Source organism: Paraburkholderia steynii (assembly GCF_900100565.1).
GTDB lineage: Bacteria > Pseudomonadota > Gammaproteobacteria > Burkholderiales > Burkholderiaceae > Paraburkholderia > Paraburkholderia terrae.
The window spans coordinates 177082-193238 of record NZ_FNDI01000014.1 but is presented as its reverse complement, the minus strand read 5'-3'; the positions used below and the strand labels follow the sequence as shown (position 1 = coordinate 193238).

Annotated in this window: 14 protein-coding genes and 2 pseudogenes; 7 read left to right on the top strand and 9 right to left on the bottom strand. The window is 61.8% G+C overall.

Annotation, left to right across the window (positions count from 1 at the left end; all coding sequences use genetic code 11):
- The first annotated feature begins 230 nt into the window (after positions 1-230).
- Complete coding sequence (gene pdxR / locus BLT65_RS24795) at positions 231-1697, top strand: MocR-like pyridoxine biosynthesis transcription factor PdxR (protein ID WP_091782111.1); 1467 nt, start codon at positions 231-233, stop codon at positions 1695-1697.
- A gap of 31 nt (positions 1698-1728) precedes the next feature.
- Positions 1729-1932 (top strand): annotated as a pseudogene (locus BLT65_RS24790) (sigma factor-like helix-turn-helix DNA-binding protein); the annotation flags it as partial.
- A 32-nt stretch (positions 1933-1964) separates the two neighbouring features.
- Here BLT65_RS24790 and BLT65_RS24785 read toward each other — a convergent pair.
- The 4 genes from BLT65_RS24785 to BLT65_RS24770 all read right to left on the bottom strand — a co-directional run bounded on the left by BLT65_RS24785 (position 1965) and on the right by BLT65_RS24770 (position 5984).
- Entirely contained in the window at positions 1965-2708 is a 744-nt protein-coding gene (locus tag BLT65_RS24785; protein ID WP_091782105.1) for an SDR family NAD(P)-dependent oxidoreductase, read from the bottom strand.
- A gap of 264 nt (positions 2709-2972) precedes the next feature.
- On the bottom strand, positions 2973-3545 hold the full coding sequence (locus BLT65_RS24780) for a YbhB/YbcL family Raf kinase inhibitor-like protein (protein ID WP_091782102.1): 573 nt from the start codon (positions 3543-3545) through the stop codon (positions 2973-2975).
- Positions 3546-3624: 79 nt separating this feature from the next.
- Entirely contained in the window at positions 3625-4830 is a 1206-nt protein-coding gene (locus BLT65_RS24775; RefSeq protein WP_091782099.1) for an NAD(P)/FAD-dependent oxidoreductase, read from the bottom strand.
- Positions 4831-5081: 251 nt separating this feature from the next.
- Entirely contained in the window at positions 5082-5984 is a 903-nt protein-coding gene (locus BLT65_RS24770) for a LysR family transcriptional regulator (protein ID WP_079490514.1), read from the bottom strand.
- A gap of 115 nt (positions 5985-6099) precedes the next feature.
- Between BLT65_RS24770 and BLT65_RS24765 the strand changes: the two genes are divergently transcribed.
- Positions 6100-7302, top strand: a complete 1203-nt coding sequence (locus BLT65_RS24765; protein ID WP_091782096.1) for an MFS transporter — start codon at positions 6100-6102, stop codon at positions 7300-7302.
- A gap of 18 nt (positions 7303-7320) precedes the next feature.
- Here BLT65_RS24765 and BLT65_RS24760 read toward each other — a convergent pair whose 3' ends face one another.
- The 4 genes from BLT65_RS24760 to BLT65_RS24745 all read right to left on the bottom strand — a co-directional run bounded on the left by BLT65_RS24760 (position 7321) and on the right by BLT65_RS24745 (position 10882).
- Complete coding sequence (locus BLT65_RS24760; RefSeq protein ID WP_091782093.1) at positions 7321-8616, bottom strand: NAD(P)/FAD-dependent oxidoreductase; 1296 nt, start codon at positions 8614-8616, stop codon at positions 7321-7323.
- Between the two features lie 2 nt (positions 8617-8618).
- Positions 8619-9377: an amino acid ABC transporter ATP-binding protein gene (locus BLT65_RS24755; RefSeq protein WP_042305624.1), complete on the bottom strand. Its 759-nt coding sequence runs from the start codon at positions 9375-9377 to the stop codon at positions 8619-8621.
- Positions 9374-10030 carry an amino acid ABC transporter permease gene (locus BLT65_RS24750; RefSeq protein WP_042305625.1) on the bottom strand — a complete coding sequence of 219 codons (657 nt, stop codon included), beginning with the start codon at positions 10028-10030 and terminating at the stop codon, positions 9374-9376. Before BLT65_RS24750 ends, BLT65_RS24755 begins: the two co-directional genes overlap by 4 nt.
- A gap of 81 nt (positions 10031-10111) precedes the next feature.
- Positions 10112-10882 carry an ABC transporter substrate-binding protein gene (locus BLT65_RS24745; protein WP_042305626.1) on the bottom strand — a complete coding sequence of 257 codons (771 nt, stop codon included), beginning with the start codon at positions 10880-10882 and terminating at the stop codon, positions 10112-10114.
- A gap of 163 nt (positions 10883-11045) precedes the next feature.
- Here BLT65_RS24745 and BLT65_RS24740 point away from each other — a divergent pair, with 163 nt between their 5' ends.
- Complete coding sequence (locus BLT65_RS24740) at positions 11046-11852, top strand: IclR family transcriptional regulator (protein ID WP_091782090.1); 807 nt, start codon at positions 11046-11048, stop codon at positions 11850-11852.
- A gap of 164 nt (positions 11853-12016) precedes the next feature.
- Here BLT65_RS24740 and BLT65_RS24735 read toward each other — a convergent pair whose 3' ends face one another.
- Complete coding sequence (locus BLT65_RS24735) at positions 12017-13552, bottom strand: methyl-accepting chemotaxis protein (protein ID WP_042305628.1); 1536 nt, start codon at positions 13550-13552, stop codon at positions 12017-12019.
- A 235-nt stretch (positions 13553-13787) separates the two neighbouring features.
- On the opposite strand from BLT65_RS24735, the pseudogene BLT65_RS24730 reads away from it, so the two are divergent.
- The 3 genes and pseudogenes from BLT65_RS24730 to dgcN all read left to right on the top strand — a co-directional run.
- Positions 13788-13943 (top strand): annotated as a pseudogene (locus BLT65_RS24730) (IS6 family transposase); the annotation flags it as partial.
- A gap of 232 nt (positions 13944-14175) precedes the next feature.
- Positions 14176-14874, top strand: a complete 699-nt coding sequence (gene yfiR / locus BLT65_RS24725) for a regulatory sequestration protein YfiR (protein ID WP_091782087.1) — start codon at positions 14176-14178, stop codon at positions 14872-14874.
- Complete coding sequence (dgcN, locus tag BLT65_RS24720) at positions 14871-16130, top strand: diguanylate cyclase DgcN/YfiN (RefSeq protein WP_091782084.1); 1260 nt, start codon at positions 14871-14873, stop codon at positions 16128-16130. The genes yfiR and dgcN overlap by 4 nt, the downstream gene beginning before the upstream one ends.
- Positions 16131-16157: the final 27 nt, after the last annotated feature.

Sequence of the window (16157 nt, the reverse complement as noted above, 5' to 3'; positions counted from 1 at the left end):
TTTCTCTATCACGTTCTCTAATGTCACAAACTCCGCGCATAAAACGTCTTGGCTATGAGGGAATGTATTTCCCAATTGCGTATTGCCGCGCTTATTAGCGTCAGTATCACGCAATCTCACTACTGCCACATGCTCCAGCTATAGACTCTGCAAATGCTATGAACGATCGGTGTGACGCCCTGGCGGGTACGAATAGACGCGAAAGGTCGACCATCGTATGGTCCCTGCCTTTGGGCACGCCCGATCCCAAAGAAGGCTTGCAGCGTTGGCTGTACGAAGCATTGAGGGTGGCGATAGTCAGTGGCCGCCTGCCCGGCGACAGCGTGCTGCCGGGCACCCGTACTTTGGCGCAGCAATACAATCTCGCGAGAGGCACGGTTGCGGCTGCGTACGAGCAACTGTTGTCCGAGGGCTATCTGGTCACCCGCACGGGAAGCGGCACACGGGTCAGCGCGGCGTTGCCGGACCAACGGCATCCTGCCAGACCGATATCTGCACCATCAGCTGCTGCAAATGCAGGCTTTTCGCGCGAATCGCACGCGCCCTGGATCAAGCGGCTCAAGGAAAACGATCCGCCATTTCCGCTCTCAGGCGCAAACGCGCTGCCGCAGCCTTTCTTCCCGCATCGTGGCGATATACGCCTCTTTCCCATCGATTTGTGGCGACAGCTGCATGTGCGGCAATTGCGGCCCTCGCGTCTGCTCACACTCAATGACACGAGTCCTGCCGGATTGCCGGCGCTACGGGCGGCGATAGCCGACCATCTCGCCATTGCGCGTGGCGTGCGAGTGCCACCGGAACAGATCGTCGTCATCGGTAGCGTGCAACACGCGCTGGACCTTTGCATGCGGTTGTTGACGGGGCCGGGCGACACCGTTTGGATGGAAGACCCCGGTTACGTGGGCGCGCGTCAGATCATGCACGCGAGCGGTGCGAATGTGGTCGATGTTCCCGTCGATCACGACGGTTTGCGCGTACACGACGGCATGCGCGACGCGCCTTCGGCCGCGCTCGTCTATGTAACGCCGACGCGTCATGCGCCGCTCGGCGTGCCATTGTCGAACGAACGGCGTGCTGCGCTGCTACGCTGGGCCGCCGCGAACGGCACGATCATTTTCGAAGATGACTACGACAGCGAGTATTGCTTTCGCTCGCATCCGCTGCCGGCGTTGCGGAGTCTTCCCGGCGCCGATCAGCATGTCGTATTGGCGGGAACGTTCAGCAAGCTGATGTTTCCATCGCTGCGGCTCGCCTATGCGGTACTGCCGCCGCGTCTGGTCGAGCCTTTCGTTCGCGCGGCGTCCCTCACCGTCCGTAGCGCGAGCAGTTTGACGCAAGCCGTTCTTGCAGACTTTCTTGGCGAAGGCCATTTCGACCGGCACGTGCGCCGCACGCGGAAAATCTATGCGCGCCGCGCTCATGCGTTCGAGCGCGCGGCACAGAAGCACTGGCAAGATCTGATCGAAGTTCAGCCGGCCATTGCGGGGCTCGACGTGGTTGGCCGGCTGCTTTCGGTCGACGAGCATACCGCCGTCCAAATGCTCAGAGCCGCGGGCATCGACGCGGCGCCGTTGGGCAGATACACGCAGCGCCATCATCATCCACCGGGCCTCGTGATGGGTTTCGCGCCTTTCAATGAGGAAGAAATCGAACGGTCCGCGCAACAGGTCGCCGCTGTCTTGCGCAAGGCGGAATGACATGAGCGATCCGCCCACGATGCCAGACGGAATGAACGAACGCGCCGACGACGTATCAGTCGCATTCCTGATGCTGCTCGAACGCCTGTCGCCCGAAGCACGCGCGGCATTTCTTCTGCGCGAGATCTTTGGCGCGGACTATCGAGAAGTCGCAGCGGTCATCGGCAAGTCGGAAGCCGAGTGTCGGCGACTGGTCATTCATGCCAGAGCACAGCTGCGTGATGAGCGGCTGCGTTAAGCTCGAATCGACGCAGTCGCTCGATCCGCTTACTGCAGCGTATATCCGTTATCGACGATTAGATCCTGGCCATAGATACCGCGTGACGCGGGCGAGAGCAGGAACATGATCGCATCCGCAATGGCGGCGGGTTCAAGGAAGCGACCGGGAAGCAAACGCTGATTGACGCGTTCCGCAACCGCGGAAAGCTGCGCTTGCGGCAATCCCAGGCTGGACCAGATTGCCGTCGCGGTTGGACCGGGCGAGACGATATTGATTCTGATGTCATCGGATGCGAGTTCGACTGCGAGCGTCCTCGCGTGTGCCTTGAGCGCAGTCTTCGAGGCGATATACGCGGCGAGTCCCGGAAACGTGACCTGTGACAGAAACGTCCCGATGAAAACGACCGATGCAGACTTTCCCAACTGCTCTCTCAAGATCGACAACGTGTTCAGCGCACCAGCGCCGTTCACGGTCCATTGCCGCTCGAATGCGGATACTTCCAGGCCATTGGCCAGCTCGGCAATACCCGCATTGGGGACCAGAAAGTCGACAGAGCCCATCTGACGGGCCTGTTCAGAAAGCGCCGCGAGATCGCCGCTTTGCGTGACATCCCCTTTTACCCATTTGAGCGTGTCGCCATATCTGGACTGCAACGAATCCAGTTCACCCATCGTGCGACTCATCGCCAGCACGCGAGCCCCGCTCGCAAGCAGACGGTCAACCGTCGCAAGACCAATACCGGAACTTGCACCCGTTACGACAGCGAGGCGATTCTCAAATCCTTCAAACATGGTTCTTTCCTTTTCATTTGTCGATTAAGTTCTTCTTGTCGTTGGGCCACAGTGCATGCCGACACGACCCACTTCATATAACAAGGATCGGGCCAGCATAAGAACGCTTTGTTTTCAGCGAGTTGACGACACGCGATGTCAAATTGACCCGAAACGAATCGACTACTTCAGTAGTCTTATCGACAACGAAAGGAAATGTATTGCGCTATGCGGAGAGCGCGAACTGTTCCGCAATGAAATAGATAGATATCCTCGCGCGAGTAGTCATTCCGCCGTCCGATGATATTTCGCAACATAGCGCGCCTGTGCGATCACTTTCCCGTGCATCTGATAAGCGACGAGCGCCGGGCTTGACGCCGCTTTCACATCGATACTCGGCACGCTCAACGCCGACGCTGTAACGATGTATCGATGTGATGTACCTTGAGGCGGGCAAGGTCCGCCGTATTTCGACTCGCCGAAATCCGTCAATGTTTCCATTGCACCTGTCGGCAACAATTTCGAGTTGCCTGAAGCGCCCTTTTCGATCGATGATTCCGACGCCGGTATATTGACGACTTCCCAATGCGTCCAGCCCAGTCCGCCCGTTGGCGCATCGGGATCATGAATCGTCACGACGATGCTCTTCGCTGCGGGCGGAACGTGGGACCACGAGATATGCGGCGAAACGTTGTCGCCGTGACATCCAAATCCGCCGTACACCTGCTCGTTCACGAACTGTCCACGCGTCAGGCCATCCACCTTGACCGTGAACGGCTCGGCAACAGCCATCGCCGGCACGATCGCCAATAGCACCGGTAAGCAGAACGTTGCCCGCAACAGAACGTTGGATCTCATGGTGCGCTCCATTGAAAAGACAGAAAGTGCAACATGCATTCGCCGCCCTCGCCGCTACGGCTCGGGCGGCACTAACGGCTTAGCCGAAAGACGCTTGCGGATTACCCGCTGCCAATGCCTCTGCGCGATTCGGCGCCGGCGGATAGATCCACTGCGTGTTGATCATCTGCTTGCGCGCCTTCCCTTCGGCGTGCGTCAGCTTGATCTGTCGATCCCAGCCTTCCGAATAGACGGCACCCCATTCGCCGAGATCGACGCACGTGGCGTAGAACGGCTGGCGATACGCCAGCGTCGGCACGCCGAGCAGATCCGCCGCGACGTTGTGTCCGCCGAATTGGCCCATCACGATGGCGTGCTGACAGGACATCAGCGCGTAGCGGCCGCTGTCGTCGGTCAACGCTTTCGCGACGTCACCCGCGACGAATACGTTGGGCGCTTCGGGCACGCGCAAATCCGGCGCCACTTCGACGCGTCCGAGCGGGTCGAGATTCGACGACACCTGCGCGGCCAGCGGGCTCGCGCGCATGCCGCCCGCCCAGATCACCGTGCTCGCTTCGATGCGTTGGCCCGACGCCGTGCGAACGCCACCTGCATCGACGGACACCACGCCCGAGCCCAGCACCGCCTCGACGCCGAGCGATTCAAAGGCTTCGGCGACGAACGGACGGGGATTCGGCCCGAGATCCGGACCAATCTCATCTTGCGTGCCGATCACCACGACGCGAATCGCCGCGTCCGCGCCGAACTTCTCGCGCAACCGCTTCGGCAGTTCCGTTGCGACTTCGATGCCCGTGAATCCGCAGCCAACCACGGCCACCGTATTGCGGGCGGGTGAAGCGGGCAGCTTCGCCAGCGCGTCGAGATGGTTATCGAGTTCCACTGCATCCTCGATACGGTCCACCGAGAACGCGTGCTCCAGACCCGGAACAGGCGGCCTGCTGAGTTTGCTGCCGCTCGTCAGCAGCAGGCGGTCATACGCGAGCGAACGCTTTTGTCCGTTGCCCGACACGACGCTCACCGTCCTGTCCTGAACCGAAATGCCGTCGACGCTGCCTTCGACATACTTCACACCGATGGCATCGAGCAGCGGCAGCAGCGGCGCAGCCATCTTCTGCGGCTCGGCCTCGTACATACGCGGGCGGATCTGCAGTTCGGGCTTCGGCGAAATCAACGTGATTTCAACGTCGCTGCTTCTCACACCTGCGCCATCGAGCACGCGAGCGGCGCCTAGCGCGCCCCACACGCCGGCAAAGCCAGCACCCACAATCAGGATCTTCTGCGACATGATATTGCCTTCGTTTAGAGAGTTGCGAAGTCGACGACAGGCGCAAAAACGCTTGCGGAAAACGTTGGCGAACGCGCCTGATCGACGTTGGCGACATTGCTCATGCGACCATCGTCGAGACGGATTGTAGGTTTGGAGATCGAACGCCAGAAGCACCGTGAACGCGTTCACCATGTTGCCTGCACGACAACAATAGGTAGTGAAGCGAGAAGGGATTTTGCAGAGAGATAAAGCAAAGACCGCCAGGAAGGCTAGCGCGCGAACTCCGTCGTCTTCGCCGCCTCAGCCAGATAATCGACGAACGAGGCAATGCGCGCCGATATCGCCGTGTTGCGATAGTAGACGGCGTTGATCGGTTGCCGCACATCCTGAGTCTGCCGCGCAAAAAGCTGGACGAGCCGGCCTTCGCGACGGTCGCGGCCCGTCATGAAATCGGACAGGCAAACGATGCCCGCACTCTCCAGCGCCAGTTGCCGCAGCGTTTCGCCGCTTGACGACGAGATGGCTGGCTCGATCCGATACAGTTCGTTGTCCGGCCCGACCAGCGGCCAGACGTTGAGCGACTCGGGCTGCGTAAATCCCAGCAGCGAGTGCTTCGCGAGGTCGTCCACGCGTTTCGGATGACCATGTGCCTTCAGATACTCGGGCGTAGCCAGCACCCGGATGCGACTGCTGCCCACCGGCCGGCTATGCAACGTCGAATCTTTGAGCCGTCCAATCCGGATCGCGACGTCGGTGCGGCGTTCGAGCAGATCGATGATGCCTTCGTTGCTGTTCAGTTCCAGTTCGACCTGCGGATAGCGCGCGCGATAACCCGCAATGAGCGGCACGATCACGTGCAGCATGAACGGCGTGGCCGCGTCGACGCGCAACCGTCCGGAAGGCCGCTCGCGCCGTGCGGCGAGTTGCTCTTCGGCGTTCTCAACTGCATCGATGATCTCGCGCGCGTTTTGCAGAAACGCCTTGCCCTCTTCCGTCAGTTCGAGGCGTCGTGTGGTCCGGCGCAGCAGCGTGGTTTGCAGCTTTTCCTCGAGTCGTCCCAAGGTGCGGCTCGCGCCGGAAACGGTCTGCTCCAGTTGCTCGGCAGCGGCCGTGATCGAGCCCGTGTCGACTACGGCCGCGAAGGTTTGCAGTTCGTCGAGAGTAACTTTCATACTTGATCTGAAATCAAAAGTGTTTCATTTATAGACCAGTTTTTCTGCAAAAGTAAAGCGGGCACACTTCGTCCATCCGTTAAAGCCTTTCAATCATGCTTCCTGGTAGACGACCATGCCACTTGCCCTCTTTGCGCTGACGCTCAGCGCCTTTGCAATCGGGACCACCGAGTTCGTCATCGTCGGACTCATCCCGACAATCGCCGCCGATCTCGGCGTCACGCTCCCCTCCGCAGGTCTGCTCGTCAGTCTGTATGCGTTGAGCGTAGCGATCGGCGCACCGCTGTTGACCGCCCTGACAGGGCGCGTGCCGCGCAAGACCTTGCTGATCGCGCTAATGGCGCTCTTCACGATCGGCAATCTGGTTGCGTGGCGCGCGCCTTCGTATGAATCGCTTGTCGTTGCGCGCATTCTGACGGGGCTCGCGCACGGCGTGTTCTTCTCGGTCGGCTCGATCATCGCGACAACGCTCGTGCCGAAAGAAAAGTCCGCGAGCGCCATCGCCACGATGTTCAGCGGCATGACCGTCGCGTTCGTCGCGGGCATTCCGCTTGGCACGTTCATCGGCCAGCATTTCGGCTGGCGCGCGACGTTTCTCGTCGTCGCGCTGTTCGGCTTCATCGCGATGCTTGGCGCGTTGTTCTTCATGCCGAACAACCTGCCGCACAAGCGTCCGGCACCGCTCAGCCAGCAGGCTCGCGTGATCGTTCATCCGCGCCTCTTGCTGGTGTATGCGATGACGGCCGTCGGTTACGGCGGCTCGCTGATCGCGTTCACGTTCATGGCACCGATTCTCGAACAGATCACGGGATTCACGCCGTCGCAGGTCAGCATGGTGCTCGTCGCGTATGGTGTTTCCGTCGCGGTCGGCAACGTGTGGGGCGGCAAACTCGCCGACGCGCAAGGACCTGTGAAAGCATTGAAGCGGATATTCCTTCTGCTCGCTGCCGTGCTGCTGGTGTTCACGTTCACGTCGCACAACGCGTGGCTCGCCGTGCTGACCATGCTCGCGTGGGGTGCGGTCGCGTTCGGCAACGTGCCCGGTCTTCAGGTCTATGTCGTCAAGCAGGCGCAGCAGTTCGCGCCGCAAGCAACGGATGTCGCGTCGGGCTTCAACATCGCGGCGTTCAATCTCGGCGTGGCGGGCGGGTCGTCGCTGGGTGGCGTGATCGTCGCGCACCTGGGGCTGGGCCACACGCCGTGGATCGCCGCTGCCGTGACCGTGCTGGCGTTCGGATTGACGGCGTGGAGCGGCAGCCTCGATCGCCGCGTAGGACTCGCCGGGCGCACCGCCGAAGCCGTCGCGGCGACTCATTGAATTCGAATCAAATCCGCGTTACGCGACGGCGTCCATCAAGCGATACCACGCGACACCAGCCGTGATGTAAAAGCGCTGCAGGCCATGAAACGGAATCGACCTGACCGGTGTCACTGCAAATGGGAATGACGCAGGCGATTCCCCACACATGCGTTCGGCCAGGTGCTTGCCGACCGTTGTGGCCATCGCGATGCCGCGTCCGTTATAGCCCAGCGCGATGCTCAGCCCAGGTGCGGGTTCATGAATGTGCGGCAGAAAATCCGCGGTGATTGCAACACGCCCCGCCCATCGATATTCATAGCTTATCCCCTTCAGTTGCGGGTACATCAGTTCCACGGCGCGTTCCAGGTGTGCCCAGTCGCCGTTCGCGCGTGGCTCGGAAAACGGTCCTCGCCCGCCCATCAAGAGACGGCCCGCCGCATCGCGCCGGAAGTACAGCAGCAGACGGCGTGAATCCGACGCGACCTCGCCGCCGCGCAGAATGTCGTCGCCGATTCCGCGCGGCAACGGCTGCGTCGCGACGATAAAGCTGTTCGCCGCGATCACCGATTGCCGCAAGCCCGGCCACAGCGCGCCCGTATAACCGTTGGTGGCGATCACGACACGCTGCGCTTCGACGCTCGCTCCGCCCTGCGTCTCGAGGCGCCAGCCGCGCGCGTTACGCGAGAGCCGCGTCACCGAGGTGCGTCCATGAATCGCCACGCCCAGCCCTTGCGCCGCACGCGTAAGGCCGCGAACATAACTGAGCGGCTGGATGCTGCCCGCGCGATGATCAACCCATCCGCCGATATAGCTCTTCGTACCCAGCCGTTGCGACACCTGTGCGGCATCGAGCAGACTGACCTCGACGCCGCGCGCCGCCCATTGCCGCGCTCGGCGCGTCACGGTTTCGAGCATCGCCGTCGATGGCGCGGGTTGAATCCACCCGCGGCGCACCGCTTCGCATTCGATGCCGTACTTGCCGATCAGATCGAAGACGTTATCGGCTGCCGCGCCGACTGTTTCGACCAGCCGGTTGCCCGCCGTTTCGCCGAAGCGCCGCACGAGTTCGTCGGGATCGTACTTGAGGCCCGGAATCACCTGCCCGCCGTTGCGGCCCGACGCACCCCAGCCGGGCTCGGCCGCGTCGAGCACGCACGCTTTCACGCCACGTTCGGCCAGATGCAAAGCCGTGGACAAACCGGTAAAGCCCGCGCCGACGATCGCCACATCGACGGATGCCGACTCGCGCAGCGGCGGCGTGTCGGGCGCAGGCTGCGCTGTCGCGGCCCACAGCGAATCGGGCAACGCGGCCCCTTCATTCACTTCGATCATGTTCAGTTCTGGTTGGCAGTAGCGTGAGCGTCGCTGGAAGAAAGCAGACGCCGCAAGAATTCCTGCGTACGCGGATGCTTCGGGTCGGTCAGCACGTCGCGCGCCGGACCCGTTTCGCAGATCGTGCCGCCGTGCAGGAAGCACACGCGATCGGCCACTTCGCGCGCAAACGCCATCTCATGCGTGACGACCACCATCGTCATGCCGTCCCGTGCGAGCGAGCGCATCACGTTCAGCACTTCGCCGACAAGCTCCGGGTCGAGCGCCGAGGTCGGTTCGTCGAACAGCAAGGCTTCCGGCTCCATTGCGAGCGCGCGTGCAATCGCCACACGCTGCTGCTGTCCGCCCGACAGTTCCGCCGGGTACGCATTCATCCGATGCGACAGCCCCACCTTGTCGAGTAGTTGCCGCGCCTGTTCGCGCGCCTGGGCCACAGGCGTGCGGCGCACGTACACGGGCCCTTCCATCACGTTTTCGAGGGCCGTGCGATGCGCGAACAGATTGAAGCGCTGGAACACCATGCCCACGCGCATGCGCAATTCGTGGATGTTCTTCGCGTGCGCATCGACACGCACGCCATCAATGGTGATCGAGCCCGCATCGTAGGTTTCGAAACCGTTGATACAGCGCAGCACCGTCGATTTACCCGAACCAGACGGCCCGATCAGGCACACCACTTCCCCGGCCTTCACGCTCAGGCTCACGCCCTTGAGCACTTCCTGATTGTGAAATCGCTTGTGTATTCCGTTGATCTCGATCATCGGCTTTTCCTCACGGCGAGTCGCTTGCCAAGCTGGTTGACGCTGAACATCAGCGGCAGGCTCAGCACCAGGTAGAGCAGCGCGACAAGCGTGTACACCGTCATGTTCTGGAACGTCGACGACGCAATCAGCTGTCCCGCGCGCGTAATTTCGGCAACGGTAATCGTCGAAGCAACGGATGAATCCTTCAGCAACATCACGAGCGTGTTGCCGTATGGCGGCAGCGCGATCCTGAACGCCTGTGGCAGCACCACGCGCCGCATGATGAGCGGACCGCGCATGCCGATCGCGTGCGCAGCTTCAATCTGCCCGTGATCGATCGCCTCGATGCCCGCGCGGAAGTTCTCCGCCTGATACGCCGAATACGCGATGCCCAGACCGATCACGCCCGCCTGAAACGCCGACAGTTGCACGCCCATGTCGGGCAGCACGAAATAGATATAGAAAAGCTGCACGATGATGGGCAGCCCGCGGATCAGATTGATCACCGTGCTGCCGAACGTCGATGCCGCGCGATTACGCGACACCTTCAGCAGCGCGAGCGCGAGACCAAGAATCGAGCTGAGCACGAATGCGCAGGCCGTGATCTCGATGGTGATGACTGCGCCCTTCAGCAGGATCGGCAGAAAGTCGATTGCGTTCTGCAAAAACATCGCGCCTCCTGACACGCTTGGCAGATCGTCCGCGTGCGTTCACACGCTGACAGGTTCGAATGCAGCGATACGCCGTGTCGTTCAGCTCATGTGCCACTTCTGCAGAATCTGCTGCAGCGTGCCGTCGGCCTTCATCTTCCTGATCGCGCTATTCAGCTGTTCCAGTGTTGCCGTGTCGCCTTTGCGCACGATGAAGCACACCTGTCCTTTCACAGCCGACTGATACTCGGGCACGAGCCGCACCTGCGTGTTGGCACCCTGCTGCAACTGATACGCGACGATGGGTTGATCCGCGAAGCCTGCCTTGATGCGGCCCAGTGCGACGTCGCGCATGATGTCCGCGACGGAATCGTAGGTGCGGACTTCCTTGAAAATGCCCTTCTTGTTGAGCGCATCGACGAACGCGGTGCCGACCTGCGCGCCGACCACTTCGCCCTTGAAGTCGTCCATCGACGTGTAATGGCCTTTGTCGTCGGCCTTCACGACCAGACCTTCGCCATACGAATAGACGGTGTCGGAGAAGTCAACGATCTGCTGGCGCGCCGGCGTCTTGAGCATCGCCGCGGAAATGATGTCGATCTTCTGCGTGGTCAACGACGGAATCAGCGCCGAGAACACGTTCTGTTGCACCTCGACCTTGAAGCCGGCTGCGCGGCCGGCCGCGTCGATGGCGTCGACCATCATCCCCTGGATCGAATTCGACTTCACGTCGAGAAACGTGAACGGCACACCCGTGGCCGTTGCGCCAACCTTGTAGACAGGCTCGGCGGCGCGCGCGGCACCCGACGAAATCGCGAAACAGGCGGCGAGACCAGCAGCAAACAGGGTGAAGCGTTTGGCAAACGTGACCATGCATATCTCCAGACGGGAGCCGGCGCGTCAGTACGACCGCTGGCGGATTTCGTTTTGTGACCGCGAAATCATGATAATCGAATCAAAAAAATCGCAAAGAGATTTTTGCGTATCGATATTCGATACGCTATGATGCAATATCGAGTTCACCACTGAGACGACGATGGACCTTTCGCCTTCCGACAGCGCCGCCGGAAACGGCTCCGACCTGCTCTTCAATCAATCGCTGGAGAAGGGTTTGAATGTGCTGCGCGCGTTCAGCGCAAAGCGCCGAACGATGACGCTGGCGGAAGTCGCGGAGTCGACGTCGATGTCGAAAAGTTCGGCGCAGCGGATGGTCTACACGCTCGAAAAGCTCGGCTATATCCGCAAGCATCCCTTGACACGCCGCTATCAGCTCACGCCGCGCGTGATGCAAATCGGCTTCAACTATCTCGCCGCCGACACCTTGATCGACGTCGCCAATCCATTCCTGTCGGAACTTACGAACATCACGGGCGAAACGACGAACCTGACCGAGCCAGACGACGACGAGATGGTCTACGTGTCACGCTTCGTGTCGACCAAGTTCGTGCCGATCCACATGCCGATCGGCAGTCGTATCCCGATGTATTGCACAGGCAGCGGCCGCGCGTATCTGAGCGCATTGCCCGCGGAAGAAGCGCTTGTGCGTCTGGAACAGATGGACCGGGTCGCGTTCACGGCGAACACCGTGACGGACCTCGCTGCGCTAGGCGAGCGGCTCACCGAGGCGCGCCAGCAAGGCTATGCGACGAACCGCGAGGAACTGTTCATCGGCGATATGTCGATCGCGGCGCCCGTGATCGGCAGCCAGGGGCGCCCGGTTGCTGCCGTGCATGTGGTTGCTCCCACAAGCAGATGGACTTTCGAAGACGCGCGTCAGAAGCTCGCCCCTGCCGTTATCGACTGCGCGAGAGGTATCAGCAACTCGATACGGACGCTGGAGTAGCGATCGGCCAGACACGCGATCGATCGAAGGGGCACTTCGCGAGCAAACCCTCGTCGTGACGGTTGCAAGTCCCCGTTGCTCTGAAGTTCCCTACTACAACCGATATTTCGGACGACGTAGATTTCGAGTCAGATAGCGAAGAAAGGGCACGGAGCCAATTCTCTTTAAAGCTCGAATATCCCCACGGTCGCCCGCAACTTTGCAGCCTGTTCATCAAGCGACGCAGCCGCCGCCGCAGCTTCTTCGACAAGTGCCGCGTTCTGCTGGGTGACTTCATCCATCTGCGAAACAGCGCGATTCACCTGCTCGATACCCGTGCTCTGCTCGACGGACGCGGCTGCAATCTCGCCCATGATGCCGCTGACACGCTTGATGGACTGCACGATCTCGCTCATCCGCTCTCCGGCGATTGCGACCTGGCTCGTACCGTCGTCCACGCGCGCCACCGACGAGCCTATGAGTTCCTTGATGTCCTTGGCCGCGGACGCGCTGCGTTGCGCCAGCGTCCTTACTTCGCCCGCGACGACGGCAAAGCCGCGTCCTTCCTCGCCCGCGCGCGCGGCTTCGACGGCCGCGTTCAATGCAAGAATGTTGGTCTGGAACGCGATACCTTCTATTACGCCGATGATCTCGCCGATCTTGCGCGATTCGTCCGCGATCGTTCGCATGGTGCCGATGACTTCATCGACGGCCTGACCGCCGCGCCCGGTCGCGTCAGACGCGAGGACGGCCAGTTCGCTTGCCTGCCTTGCGTTGTCCGCGTTCTGCTTTACGGTGGCCGTCAATTGCTCCATGCTCGCGGCCGTTTCTTCCAGCGATGCCGCTTGCTCTTCAGTGCGTTGCGACAGGTCGATATTGCCTTGAGCGATTTCTCCCGAACCGGTTGCAATCGAATCACTCGAACGCTGAATGTCGCGCACCACATCGCGAAGTTTCAGGCGCATTTCACTCAATGCATAGAGCAGGCTTGAGCGATCCGATGGCGCGAGCCTGATCTCAGACGCGAGGTTGCCTGCGGCAATCTGCGCAGCAAACGCCGCGGCGTCTGACGGTTCACCGCCGAGAGCGCGATACACGCCGCGAGTCATGAACCAGGCCATCGTCCCAACGGCGAGCAGGATCACAAGGGAGATGCTCATCAAGGTCTTTGCAAGCTTCCAGTACGCTGCGTTGATGTCGTCGTAGAAAAATCCTGTGCCGATCCACCAACCCCATGCCGGGATGTCGACCACACCTTGCAGCTTCGCCTCAAGTGGACCGTCCTGAGTACGCTTGATCAGCACGTCGACGAGGGCAATGTGATTGCTCGCCAGCCCCTGCTTGTATGCCTGGGTGTCGGTCAGATTACCCTCTGTCGTTTTGTTGCCGCCCGTCTTGGTGCCGATCAGGCGTGGGTTGGGATGAACCAGATTGATGCTGTCGGTATCGGTCACCCAGTAGTAGCTTTTGGTGTCCGCGTTGAGTTGGCTCAGCGCTGTTTTCGCGGCGGCTTGCGCGTCGGCGCGATTCATCTTGCCGCTCGTTTCGAGCGACTGGTAGTACAGGGTCAGATGCTCGGCCTTGGTCAGCAGTGTGACGATCTGCGCTTTACGGCCGTCGATAAGCGCACGATCAAGTTGCGAAAGGGCAATTGCAGCGACACCGATAACGCCCGCCAGCGCAACGCTGACAAGGATAAGGAGCTTGGTCGAGACTTTCATTTTAATCGGGGCGCACCCGGTGCAAGGTCAGGAAAATTTTAACTGTCTGGTACATATATCGGAATGCGGGAGCCAAACTTTAACTTTCCGCCAGCAGACGGTTGGCCTGACGGCTTTGCAAAGCATTCCCCAGGCCACGGATGCGCCACCCTGTTCGCCGGTCTACGATCAATCCTTCACCTGCCTGTGCGCGAGGCAGGAGGCATGTGCGGATAGGCCGTTCCGCCACCAGACCCCCGAGCGCACGCAAGCTTTCTTGTCGAGCTTCGGTCCAATCCGCCAGCACTTTGCGATAAAGCGCCATTTGCTGCGAGCTTCACTCTATCGAAAACAACCCGGCGAACGCTTCGCTGCCTGGCATCGCTTCACTGATCTCACCCAGAATCCGGCTGGCTTCCGGGAAGGAGGTCGGCCCCAGCAATACTACGTCGCGAACAATTTAACGCGACAGTGCCTGTTGAATGGCTCGCTGTGAACAATAATCGTATGCGTGTTACAGGCGATACGGTTGGTCGCGCGACTTTGTGCATAACATGAACTTCCGTGCGCGTAACATGGTGCAGGCCCGCGAATGACGGGAGCCTGACTGCAGCGCCTGGATTGACGCCATCGAGTGTTTCATCATGCATATGAGGGTGCGCGCGACGTCTGCCTTTCGTGCGGCGGCGACCACGCCAAGGGGCGCGGCGATGGTCGCTGCGCAGCCGACGTCCGGTTGGCGTGGCTGGGCCGCCTCGCCGTGCAATGCCTTGCTCGCAATGGCCTGCGCGCTGAGCGCGGCACCGGCCGCGCTCGCCGAGACACCCGCCAATGCAGCCGGTCCAGCCAGCGCCGCGCCCGCCGTCAACAGCGCGAGCCAGCCCGAACCCGCCATTTCACCGAGCGACGCCGCCGTACGCCAGGCCGTGCTAGGCATCGTGAGCTTCACGCGCTGGCCCACGCCGCCAACCCGCCTGCGCATGTGCGTGACGGGCCGCCCCGACTACGCCCACGGTCTGGTCGACACGCTGCAGGTCGGCTCGACGCCGCTCGACGTGCAGCGCATCGGCTTTGGTGACCCCGCCATCGGTACACGCTGCGACGTCGTCTATTTCGGCAATCTGAGCGACGATGAGAGAGAGCAGATCAGAGCCGCCGTGGTGGGCCACCCGGTGCTGACCATCTCGGAACACAACCCGTCCTGCGCCGTCGGCAGCATGTTCTGCCTCAATGTCGATGGCGAACGCGTCACCTTCGAGATCAATCTCGACGCCGTGGCGCGCAGCGGCGTACGGGTTCACCCGAATGTGCTCAAGCTCGCCCGGCCGGCGCTGACGCCATGAGACAGGCCGCCGCCCCCGCTTCCCCTCCGCGCCCGACGTTGCAGAGCGTGTTGCGCCGCGCGCACCTGCGCCTCGCCTTCGTCGCCATCGCGATGGCCGCCGTGTCGTTGATCCTCGTCGCCGTGATCGCGCTACGTGCCTATGCCGGCAATAACCTGAATCTGCTGGTCCGCTCGCTCGGCTATACGGTCGAGGCAGCACTGGTGTTCGGCGATCGCGTCGCGGCGGCCGAGGCGATCGCGCTGATCGCTAACAAGGAGGACGTGGCCGAGGTCATCGTCACAGATGGCAAGGGCTTGCCGTTCGCGGCGTGGCAGTTGCCCGCCGGAAGTGCGATCGCAAGGCTCGAGCGGGACGTCGCCGACATTGCCTTGCCCGGGCCCGTGACCATACGGGTGCTGCACGACGGCATCGTCGTCGGGCAGGTCGAAGTGCGCGGACAGGGTCACCAGTTCTTCGGCTTCCTGCTCGGTGGCATCGGCGGCATCCTGGCCTGCCTTGCCGTCAGCGTGCTTGGCGCCTATGTCAGCTCGCAGCGCCTGCTGCGCAATATCGTCGCGCCGCTGCGCGCGCTGGCCCGCGTCGCCCACGCGGTGCGGCGCGAGCGCGCGTTCGGGCAGCGGGTCGAGCCTGTGGCGATCGCGGAACTGAACGAGCTCGGCGACGACTTCAACGCCTTGCTCGACGAGTTCGAAGACTGGCAAAACAACCTGCGCGAAGCAAACGTGGCGCTCGAACACCAGGCCAACCACGACGCCCTCACGGGTCTACCCAACCGCGTTCAGTTCGAGTCGCGCCTCGCGAGCGCCCTCAGCGCCGCCGCGGTCACGGGCCAGCGGGTCGCTGTGCTATATCTCGACTGTGACCGTTTCAAGGAGATCAATGACTGCCTCGGCCACGAAGCCGGCGACGTGGTGCTGGTCGGCATCGGGGCGCGGCTGCGCACGCAGTTGCGCGAGATCGATCTGGTCGCGCGCCTCGGTGGCGACGAATTCGCCGTGATGCTGGCGCCAATGCGCGAAGCGGCAAGCGCGGGCCGTATTGCCGAGGGCCTGCTGGCCAGCATGGCGCCGATGATCGTTTTGCCCGATGGCCGCACGGTGGCCACCATGATCAGCATCGGCGTTGCGCTATATCCCGATCATGCGGGCGACGCCGTCGGCTTGCTGCGCGCCGCCGATGCGGCGATGTACCGGGCCAAGCGCGCGCGACCTGGCTCGTGGCAGTTTGCCGAAGGCGTCGCCGGACCGGCCTGAAGCCAACGCCTGGCGTAGCTGCCGGGA